This is a genomic window from Seonamhaeicola marinus, from assembly GCF_008085455.1.
The window spans coordinates 1-380 of the sequence record NZ_VSDQ01000254.1 but is presented as its reverse complement, the minus strand read 5'-3'; the positions used below and the strand labels follow the sequence as shown (position 1 = coordinate 380).

1 pseudogene is annotated in these 380 nt (G+C 30.0%); it reads right to left on the bottom strand.

Going from position 1 to position 380, the window contains the following annotated elements:
* A pseudogene (locus FUA24_RS03820) lies at positions 1–380 on the bottom strand (glyceraldehyde-3-phosphate dehydrogenase); the annotation flags it as partial.

The window sequence follows — 380 nt, the reverse complement described above, 5'->3', positions numbered from 1 at the left end:
TTAATAATAAGTAAAGCGTCTTACTTTGGCAATGTGTTTTGCAAGCCTAACTACTTGGTGGCTATAGCCATATTCATTATCATACCAAATATATAGCACTATATTTTTGCCATCTTTTCTAACAATAGTTGCTTTACTATCATAAATTGAAGGGGCTGAAGAGCCTACAATATCACTTGATACTAATTCATCACTTAATTCATATTTAATTTGTTCAACTAAATCACCTTCTAAAGCATATTTTTTTAAAATAGTATTTACACCGTTTATTGAAGTTTTTTTATCTAATTCTAAATTTAAAATAGCCAACGAACCATTAGGCACTGGCACACGTATAGCATTTGATGTTAGTTTGCCTTCTAAACTAGGTAATGCTTTAG